Origin of the sequence: Kitasatospora sp. NPDC059812 (genome assembly GCF_042732075.1) — a bacterium.
Taxonomy (GTDB): Bacteria; Actinomycetota; Actinomycetes; order Streptomycetales; family Streptomycetaceae; genus Kitasatospora.
In genome coordinates this window covers 47,437-57,117 of record NZ_JBHWIO010000024.1, presented here as the reverse complement: position 1 = coordinate 57,117, position 9,681 = coordinate 47,437, and the positions used below count along the sequence as shown (strand labels likewise).

At 72.3% G+C, this 9,681-nt stretch carries 8 protein-coding genes; 7 read left to right on the top strand and 1 reads right to left on the bottom strand.

Annotated elements, in window-relative coordinates; all coding sequences use genetic code 11:
- Positions 1-139: 139 nt before the first annotated feature.
- The 6 genes from ACFV6D_RS15210 (at position 140) to ACFV6D_RS15185 (ending at position 7,469) form a co-directional block, all read left to right on the top strand.
- On the top strand, positions 140-1,168 hold the full coding sequence (locus ACFV6D_RS15210; protein ID WP_380380402.1) for an NAD-dependent epimerase/dehydratase family protein: 1,029 nt from the start codon (positions 140-142) through the stop codon (positions 1,166-1,168).
- Between the two features lie 11 nt (positions 1,169-1,179).
- Positions 1,180-1,911, top strand: coding sequence for an NDP-sugar synthase (locus ACFV6D_RS15205; protein ID WP_380380404.1), 732 nt, complete (start codon positions 1,180-1,182; stop codon positions 1,909-1,911).
- Positions 1,912-1,919: 8 nt separating this feature from the next.
- Positions 1,920-3,122 carry a glycosyltransferase family 4 protein gene (locus tag ACFV6D_RS15200; RefSeq protein WP_380559994.1) on the top strand — a complete coding sequence of 401 codons (1,203 nt, stop codon included), beginning with the start codon at positions 1,920-1,922 and terminating at the stop codon, positions 3,120-3,122.
- Positions 3,123-3,132: 10 nt separating this feature from the next.
- Positions 3,133-4,485, top strand: coding sequence for a phosphomannomutase/phosphoglucomutase (locus ACFV6D_RS15195; RefSeq protein ID WP_380559992.1), 1,353 nt, complete (start codon positions 3,133-3,135; stop codon positions 4,483-4,485).
- Between the two features lie 261 nt (positions 4,486-4,746).
- Positions 4,747-6,111, top strand: a complete 1,365-nt coding sequence (locus tag ACFV6D_RS15190; RefSeq protein ID WP_380559990.1) for a sugar porter family MFS transporter — start codon at positions 4,747-4,749, stop codon at positions 6,109-6,111.
- Between the two features lie 122 nt (positions 6,112-6,233).
- On the top strand, positions 6,234-7,469 hold the full coding sequence (locus ACFV6D_RS15185) for a hypothetical protein (RefSeq protein WP_380559988.1): 1,236 nt from the start codon (positions 6,234-6,236) through the stop codon (positions 7,467-7,469).
- Positions 7,470-7,599: 130 nt separating this feature from the next.
- Here ACFV6D_RS15185 and ACFV6D_RS15180 read toward each other — a convergent pair whose 3' ends face one another.
- Positions 7,600-8,343, bottom strand: a complete 744-nt coding sequence (locus ACFV6D_RS15180; RefSeq protein ID WP_380559986.1) for a TNT domain-containing protein — start codon at positions 8,341-8,343, stop codon at positions 7,600-7,602.
- Positions 8,344-8,902: 559 nt separating this feature from the next.
- Between ACFV6D_RS15180 and ACFV6D_RS15175 the strand changes: the two genes are divergently transcribed.
- Entirely contained in the window at positions 8,903-9,541 is a 639-nt protein-coding gene (locus ACFV6D_RS15175; protein WP_380559985.1) for a hypothetical protein, read from the top strand.
- The last annotated feature ends 140 nt before the right edge of the window (positions 9,542-9,681 follow it).

Sequence of the window (9,681 nt, the reverse complement as noted above, 5' to 3'; positions counted from 1 at the left end):
GGGGGTGCCCCCGGCCCCCCGAGGCCCGGCGAAGCCCCCTGCCCTACGACCGGAGGGGGGGGGCCCACGCGCTACCGCCGCGTGGCCAGGCCGCTCCGGGTGTGACACACATTCGCGAACCACGAGAGGGGACCAAGGCATGAGCAAGGTTGTCGTCACGGGTGGCGGCGGGTTCATCGGCTCGCACATCGTCGACCGGTTGTGCGCCCAGGGACACCGCGTCCTGGTGGTGGACGACTTCTCCACGGGCGATCGGGCCAATCTCGCCGAGAGCGAGGCCCGCTGGCCCGAGTTGAGCATTCTCACGGCCGACGTGGTCGACGAATCCACCGCGGCCGCGGTGGAGGACTTCGCGCCCGAGGTGCTGCTGCTGCTGGCCGCGCAGTTCAGCGTGAAGGTGTCGATGCGGGATCCCCTGCTGGACGCCCAGGTCAACGTCATCGGCCTGGTCCGGATGCTCGAAGCGGCGCGGCGCAGCCGCAGCCGCAAGGTCGTGTTCGCCTCCAGCGGCGGGACGATCTACGGGCCCGCCGGTGAGGACGGGGTGCCCATCAAGGAATCCGCGGGCCGGGTGCCCAGCTCCTTCTACGGACTGACCAAGTCCGTCGCCGTCGACTATCTGCGCCTCTACCACGAGACCTACGGCCTGGACTACGTCGCGCTCGCCCTCGGCAACGTCTTCGGCCCCCGCCAGACCCCGTTCGGTGAGGCGGGAGTCGTCTCCATCTTCGCGCAGCGCATGCTCTCCGGGCAGACCTGTGTCATCAACGGGGACGGCCTGCAGACGCGCGACTACGTGCATGTGAGCGATGTGGCCGATGCGTTCGTGCGGGCCATGGACCAGGGGCACGGTCTGATCAACATCGGGAAGGGCGGGGAGAGTTCGGTCCTGGACATCCACCAGGCGGTCGAGAAGCGGACCGGCCGTTCGCTGCCGCCCCGCTTCGGGCCGCCGCTGGCGGGAGAAGTGCGCAGGGGGTGCCTGGATCCCTCCCGTGCCCAGGCCCAACTGGGCTGGACCGCCCGGACGACGCTGGAGGACGGGGTCGACTCCGTCGTGTCCTGGCTGGCCGCACGCCCCCTGCCGACGGAGGCCTCGCCCGAGGCGGGGCAGACCGGTCAGACCGGTCAGACGGGGCAGACGGGGCAGACGGGGCAGACGGGATGAGGCTGGCGGGGATGATCCTGGCAGCCGGGCGCGGCAGCCGGATGGGAGCACTCACCGCCCAGACGCCCAAGCCGCTCCTGCCCCTGGCGGGCAGGCCGCTGCTGGGACACCTGCTGGACCGGTGTGCCGAGACCGACGTCACGGACGTCTACCTCAATCTGCACTACCAGGCCGAGCAGGTCCTTCGCTTCCTCGACGGCACCACGGTGAAGGTGCCCGTCCACGCCCGGACCGAGCCCCGCCTCACCGGGCCCGCCGGGGCACTGCGGCTGTTCCACGAGGAACTCGCCGCCTTCGACGCCGTGCTCGTCACGTCCTGCGACGTCATCATGGGCGAGCCGCTCCAACGGCTCGTCGACGCGCACACTCGCGGAGGCTACGCCCTGACGTTCGCCTGTACGCGGATCCGGCAGGCCCGCCGCTACGGCGTGCTGGACATCGACCCCGATGGTCGGATCCGCGGCGCCCGGGAGAAGCCCGACGTCCCCGACGACGAGACGCACTGGATCAGTGCCGGCGTGTACTGCCTGGACCCCCGCATCATCGCGCACATCCCCGAAGGCGTCGTCTACGACTACGCCAGGGAGCTCGCCCCCGCACTGATGGCCGCCGGCGAACGCGTGGGGGCGCACCGGCTCACCGGCTACTGGCGGGACGTGGGCACTCCCGATTCGCTGCGCGAGGCCGGCGAGGACGCCGGCCGTGGGCTCATTCCCTGGCTCACCGAGAGGGCGGACCGATGAAAGTCCTGATGCTGACCTCCAGTTACGAGCCCCTGCACGGCGGGGCCGAGACCTATGCGCGGCTGTTGTGCGAAGGGCTGGTGGTCGACGGCCACGACGTCGTCATCGCGACCGACGGGTCATGGCTGGACGACCTGCCCGGGGAGCGCGAGGAGGACGCGGGGCGGGTCGTGCGGCTGCGCGACTTCGCGGACCGCGTGGACGCCCGGGACAAGGTGAGATGGCGACAGATGCAGTACTCCGTCCTCGACGAACTGGGGGCCGTGCTCCAGGGCGAGAGCTTCGACGTCGTCCACGCCAACAGCCATGAGACGCTCATCCTCGCGAGCATCGTGGCGCTCGAAACGGACGCCGCACTGGTGTGCTCGCTGCACGAGCAGAACCCCGACCTGGAGCGGTTCGGCCGCGGCCGGTGCCGCCTGTCGTACCAGACCCTCCCCGTCGACATGCACTTCGTCCCCAGCCGCTTCTTCGCCGAGCGCGCCGCCCGCTTCGGCGCCCCCGCCGACCGCATCAGGCTCGTCCACAACGGCGTTCCCGACGCGCCGCCGGACGACGTGGCCCGGAACCTGCGCTCCGCACTGCGCACCGAACTCGGCGTCACCCCCGACCAGCGGCTGATCGTCCTCCCGGGCCGGATGTCCGCCCGCAAGGCCCAGCTCGACCTGGCCACGGCGCTTCCCCTGGTCGCGGCGGAGCTGCCCGAGGTGCGGGTGCTCCTGGCGGGGAGGGTCTCGGACTACGCGTACGAGAAGAGCGTGTGGGGCCGACTCGAACACGAGGGTGTGGCAGAACTGGTCACCCTCCGCCAGGACTTCGGCGCCGAGGCGATGCCTGCCGTCTATGCTGCGGCGGATCTGGTGGTCCAACCCTCCCTGGCGGAGGGACTGCCGTTCAGCGTGGTCGAGGCGATGCGCGCCGGCAAGCCCGTCGTCGGCACCCGCGTCATCGGCATCAGCGACGTCATCACCGACGGCGTCGACGGCCTGCTCGTGCCGGCGGCCGACCCGCCCGCACTGGCCGCAGGGATACTGCGGGTGCTCACCGACGAGTCGTTGGCCGCCGAGCTGGCGGCCAACGCGAGCACCACGGCGGAACGGGAGTTCAGCAGCCGGAAGATGGTCGCGGACACCCTGGACGGCTACCGGGTGGCCGTGGCACGCCGTCGGCAGTCGGCGCCCGCGGCCCCGACCTCGACCTCGGCCTCGTGAAGGGGTGACCGTGTCCGACTACGCGAGGCTGGTCAAGGCCTACGACATCCGCGGGGAAGTCCCCGCCGAACTCGACGGTGAGGTCGCGGAACGCATCGGCGGCCTGTTCATCCGGTTCACCAACGCCCCGCAGGTGGTGGTGGCCAGGGACATGCGCCCGTCCTCGGCCATGCTCGTGCGGGCGTTCAGTGACGGCGCCCGCCGGGCCGGTGCCGACGTCGTCGACGCCGGGCTCGGCTCCACCGACTACCTCTACTACGCCAGTGGATCGCTCGGACTTCCCGGCGCCATGATCACCGCCAGCCACAACCCCGCGAAGGACAACGGCATCAAGCTGTGCCTGAGCGGCGCGGCGCCCCTCGGGGAGAACACGGGCCTCGGCAGGATCCGCGACTGGCTCGTGGCGGGGGAACGCGCCGCACCCGCCGCGGACCCCGGCACCCGTACGGAAAGACCACTCCTCCAGGAGTACGCGGCACACCTGCGTCAGCTCGTCGACCTCACCGGGATCCGGCCCCTCAAGGTCGTCGCCGACGCGGGCAACGGCATGGCCGGCCTGACCGCCCCGGAGGTCTTCGCGGGCCTGCCCGTCGACCTCGTCCCGCTCTACTTCGAACTCGACGGCACCTTTCCCCACCACGAGGCCAACCCCATCGACCCCAGGAACCTCGTCGACCTCCAGGCCGAGGTCCGCCGGCAGGGGGCCGACATCGGACTCGCCTTCGACGGTGACGCCGACCGCTGCTTCTTCGTCGACGAAGGCGGTCAGCCGATCTCACCGTCCGCCGTCATCAGCCTGATCGCAGGCCGGGAGCTGGCACGGCACCCCGGCTCGGCCGTCGTGTACAACCTGATCACCGCCGAGGCCACGGTGCGGAGCATCCGCCGCCACGGCGGACGCCCGTTCCGGTCCCGCGTGGGGCACTCCCACGTCAAGGCGCTCATGGCGCAGCACGACGCGGTCTTCGGTGGAGAACACTCCGGGCACTACTTCTTCAGGGACTTCTGGCGTGCCGACAGCGGCATGCTCGCCGCGCTCCACATGCTGGCCGCCCTCGGTGGACAGGACCGGCCGCTGTCCGCCGTGATCGCCGCGCACAGCCGCTTCGCGCTGTCCGGCGAACTCAACTGCGTCGTCGCCGACGTCGCGGCCACGATCCGGGAGGTGGAGGAGCGATACCGGCACCGGGCCGGGGTGACCACGGACCGGCTCGACGGTCTGACGGTCGGCCTGCCGGGCGGAATTCGGTTCAACCTGCGCCCCTCGAACACCGAACCGGTCCTTCGGGTCAACGTGGAGGCGCACGACCAGGAGACCATGGAGCACCTCCGGGACGAGGTCCTCGCGTTGATCCGACCGTAAGACATTTCTGACGGTACGTCGGGGAGTGCCCGGGTTGCGACAGGTCGGCCGGTGACGCCGGTAGTCTGCTCCCGGATCGCGAAGCGGGTGATCGCCTCGACTCGGTGTCCGGGGTCGGGGTCGGTCATCGGCGTGGGCGGCGGATTCCCGGCGGCCTGACCCGGCCTCGCCCCACCCCTGCCTACGGCACTTCGAAGAAGGGCATCCCATGGGCTTGGCCCCGTCCTACGACCATGTCGACGGCGGCGCAGGGGTGTCGCCATGACGGCGCCCGTCCCCCCGGGCGCCGCACGGCTGTTGACCGTGTGCGTCGCCTCCGTCGGAGGGCTGCTCTTCGGCTACGGAATCGGGGTGATCGCCGGAGTCCTGCGGCTGGTCGCCGACATCTTCACCCTGTCGTCGTGGCAGCAGGGGGCGGTCGTGTCGGCCGCCCTCCTCGGCGCGGCGCTCACCGCCCTCACCAGTGGGCGGCTGGCGGACAGGTTCGGACGCCGGCCGGTCATCGGCGCCGCCGCGGCCGTGTACGCCCTCGGAACGGCGGCCTCGGCGGCGGCCTCGGGCTCCACCACGCTCCTCATCGGGCGGTTCCTCGTCGGACTCGCCCTGGGGGCCGTCTCGTTCGCGGTCCCGCTGTACATCTCCGAGATCTCTCCGCCCGCCCGGCGCGGCGCGCTCGTCACACTGAACCAACTCATGATCACGATCGGGCTCCTGCTGTCCTACGTGGTGGCCTATCTCCTGGAACCCGCGGGGGCCTGGCGCTGGATGCTCGCTCTCGGGCTCCTGCCCGCGTGCGTGCTGCTGGTCGGCATGTGTCTGGTGCCCGAATCGCCGGACTGGCTGCACGCCAGGGGAGACACCGCCCGGGCGGCAGTCGCCGCCCGGCGCCTGTCTCCGCCCGACCCGGGCGGCGCAGCCGTCCGACCCGGTGGCCGCCCCGCGACGGCGACCGCCACCCGGCCCACCGCCGGCTCCGCGACCGCAACCGTCGCCCGGCCCGTCGCCGCCCCCGCCGCGAGCCTCCGGCAGGCCTGCGCGCTGGCCGGTCCCCGCTGGGTCGCACTGGGACTGGCGATCGCCGTCCTGGTCCATCTGACCGGTCTGAACACCGCGATCTACTACGTGCCGACCATCCTGGGGGGCAGCGGCATGACCGCTGCCGGAGGCATCCGGGGAGCCGTCCTGGTCGGGCTGTGCAACGTGGCCGCCACCGTCGTCACCATCGTCCTGCTCGACCGGGTCGGCCGCCGGAAGACGATGATCGGAGGACTGCTGGTCATGGCGGTCGCGGCCGTCGGCATCGCGGTCGCGCAGCCACTCGGGCACACGGGGGCGCCGACCGCGGCGCTGCTGTGCGTCTTCATCATGGCGGGAGCGGTGGGCCCCGCCGCCGTCTTCTGGGTCTACATCGCCGAGATCTACCCGGCGGGTGCCCGCGGAGTCCTGATGAGTCTGGCCACCGCGGCCCACTGGGGAACCGACTTCGTCGTGGCGACCACGTTCCTCCCCCTCGTGCAGGAGCTGTCACTCGGCGGGGCGTTCGGTGTGTACGCGGCGATCAGCGCGGCGTCCGCCCTGGCCCTGGCCCGCTGGATGCCCGAGACCCGTGGCCGATTGCTGCTGTGAACGGGCCGGGCGCGAGGCTCCCGCGCTCGCGCCCGGGCTGGGCTTCGCCCGCCGCCACCTGACGATGCGCCAGAATTGCCGTCAGCCGAGCAATCAGCCGCGCGTCCCCGAAGGTAGGCATCATGACCCGCTACAGCGTCGACCCGAACCGGCACGAGCTCATCGCCACCTGGGGAACCGGCGAAGGCGACCTCGCCACCCGGATCACCGCCCTCCCGGCCGACGCACCCAGCGCCACGCTCCTGCGCCTGGCCGGCGCGCTGACCCGCCTGTCGGAAGCGGCCTGGCGCACCTACACCCATCCCGCCAGCGCCGCCGGCTCCCTCGAACCCGACACCGAAGGCTGGCGCCGCGAACAGGAACGCGACACCTTCAGCGACGTCGCCGAAGCCGTGGCCGCACCGAACCTGCCCCACGGCGGCCTGCTCACCGTCTCCTACAGTCCCCTGCTGGAATCCGCCCACCAGGCCGGCCGCGCCCTGCACGCCCTCGACGAAACCGAGTTGACGAAGGCCGTCCTCGCCGAGACCGTCACCGAACTCACCGCCGTCGAGAGCGCCGAACTCGGCAACCTCACCGGCCGCGCCCAGCAGGCCGTCCTGCTCAGCCGCGAGGACGCCTCCCCCGTCCAGGTCGCCGCCGCCGACCACCTGCTGGAGCAGAACCCCTTCGGCTCCCTCGCCCTCTTCTCCGACATCGACCCGACCGCCGCCGCCGTCGCGGCCGCGCACTGGCTCGCCGCCGCGGCCGAGGTCGCCGCCGACGCCTCCGGCCACGACGCCACCGCCGTCCTGCTCGAAGCCGACAACATCGAGGACCTTCCGCACCAGACCCCCACCCTCGTCCTCGAACTCCTCGACGCCGGTCACACCCCCCACGACGCCGTCACCGGCCTCGTCCGCCACGCCCTCCACATCGCCGACGGCCTCCTCCCCGACCCCGCCGGCCTGCGCGAACAACTCGAAGACCTCGACGGAGCCCTCGACGACTACACCGAGGACTACACCGACGACGAGGAGACCGACCCGGAGGACACCGGCCTGCGCCTCACCCCCCTCGACCCCAGGCGCCCCGCCCGCGACCTCCTCGAAGACCTCCTCGCCGGCATCCACGGCTGCTGGGTCCTCCACACCGAGTACGACGACCTCGACGAAGAGCACCTCGGCACCGACGACGCAGACCCGGACGGCGCAGACCCGGATGACGCAGGCCCGGACGACGCGGACCTGCACGACGCGGACCTGGACGACGCGGACCTGGACGACGAACGGGCCGCACAGCACCGGCACCAGAGCCGCGAGAACTTCGCCCGCCTCGTCCGCGAAACCGCCGCCCGCCACCGCGACCGGCTGCTCTGACCGCACCTCCCCGCTCCGACGGGGACGGCGGAGTCGCCCCTGCCCCCCCAGCAGCAGCGGGGGCAGGGGCGGTCCAGAGGTTGCCGTCAGCCTCTCCGCAGGCCGCCGTCGGCGCTCTGCTTGCCGCCGGTCAGGAACCGGTGGGGGTGACGTTGCACTGCTCTGCCTGGAGTTCGCTGAGGTAGCCCTTGGCGATGAGGTTGTTGACCTTGTAGCCACCCTCAAGCCCTGAGGGCGCGAGGGCCGGGTCGAGCCACTCCTGCACGCCTCCGCCGGGCATCCCGAAGAAGGCGGCCACGTGCCCCTTCTGCACCTTGAACACCGCCTTGGCCTGCAGGCAGTGGTAGCCGCCGTTGAGGGCGTCGGGTGTGACCGCCATCTGGACGAAGGGCGTTCCGGGATCCGCGAGGTACCCGCCGCCCTTGGTGATGTCGCCGAACCGGATCAGCTTGGTCCCGATCGGCACCGTGTACACCGTCTGGTCGAGCTTGCCGTCGAGCCTCTGGAAGCCACGGTCGGGCGCGTACGCCCACCGCTTGTCCGTCGCGTCGTAGTACAGCTGGACGAAGTGGCTGGCACTGAGCCCGCCGAAGCGCTGGTACCCCCTCAGCAGCGTGGCGGCCGGCTCGTCGTTCGGGATGGCGGCCGGCCCGAATCTCTCCTGGGAGCAGTAATACTTTCCGGCCATCGGCGACTCGGTGGCGTCGGGCGGCGGCGGGCAGTCGTCGGGAACGACCGCCACCGCCCGCACGGACTGCACGTTCACTGGCTGCACGTTCACCGGCTGCGCGGCAGCGGCGCCGCCTGCGGCGGCCAGTCCGGTGATCGGGAGGGCGCAGGCCAAGGAGGCGGCGAGCATCGTTCGCACACGCATGCAGTACTCCGGTTTCGTGGGGAGGGAGCAGAGGGGGCGCCACGGCGGGGAAGGGGGAACAGGCACACGACACAGGCCGCGAGGGGGACGACACACAGCAACCGCCCACACCGTGCGCGATGGCCGCCGACGGCGGGACGGAACGTCAACTACTGGTGTTGGCTGCGGAATCCGGCGGTTTCGCCCTCGTCCGCGTTCTCCTGACTTCTCCGCCGCGTCCGGCGCCGCTTCGAAGTTCGCTACTCCGTACCCTCCCCGGAACCGGCCGATTCCCCGCTCAACCCGACCGGGCCACATCCGGGCGTACGGCCTGGCGGTCCCCTTCCTCGGCGGCGGGTCGCCCAGGCGGCTGCTGCCGGTGGCGGCAGGCGACGGCCCGGCGGGTCGCCCGGCCGGCGCCGCCCGCCGAAAGTGCTCCGTGCCGTCCGGACGGCCCAGCACCGCTCGTGGTCCGGGCGTGCAGAACAAAGCATGGAGAGCACGAACCGGGCGGCTGCGGGCATGCACGTGCCCGCCGACGGCCGAACGGATGAGCGGGATGACCGGAGGGTTGTGCGTGATGCGTACGCTGTACACCAGCCAGGGCGGCGGCCCCCGGCTGCCGCGGAGCGTGGCCGCCCTGGCCGCGGCGGCAGGAACGGCCGTCCTCCTCGTGGCGTCGTGCTCATCCGGGAGCTCCTCCGGGCCCGCGACGCCGACGAACGCGGCGGGGGCGACGCTGTCGGAGGCACCCAACCCGTCGAGCTTCTCCGGGGAGCCGCCCTCCGCCTTCGCCTCCGCGCTGGAGTCGGCCTCGGCCTCGGTAGCCGCACGCTCGGCCTCGGCGGCGGCCGCCGCCTCCGCGTTCGAGGCATCGGCGGACGCGCAGGCCGCGCAGAACCGGGCGAAGGCGACCGAGGTGCTCAAGACCGTGGAGGGCCCCGGCAACGCCACCTCCGACATCACCCTGACCGGCGTGCCGCGATCCACCACCGGCGGCCTCCACGCCGCCGTCGTGACCATCGTCAACAGCACCCGCGAGGCCGCGTCCTACGCGGTCCAGGTGGACTTCACCGACGCGTCGGGCCACGCCGTCGACTCGGCGATCGTCGGCGCCGAGAACCTGGCCCCGGGCGGGAAGGCCAGTCCGATCGCCTTCAGCCGCCAGCCGGCCGATCTGGCCCTGGTCCCGGTCGTGGTGAAGGCCCAGCGCTACTGAGCCCAGCGCTCCTGAGCACACCCCGACCGGGCAACGCCCGACGTGGCCCGCGGGGGGGGGGGGGGGGGGGGGGGGGGGGGGGTCGCGGGGGGCGCGCGGGCGGGGGGTGGGGGGTGGTGTGTCGGGGTGTGGGGGGGTGT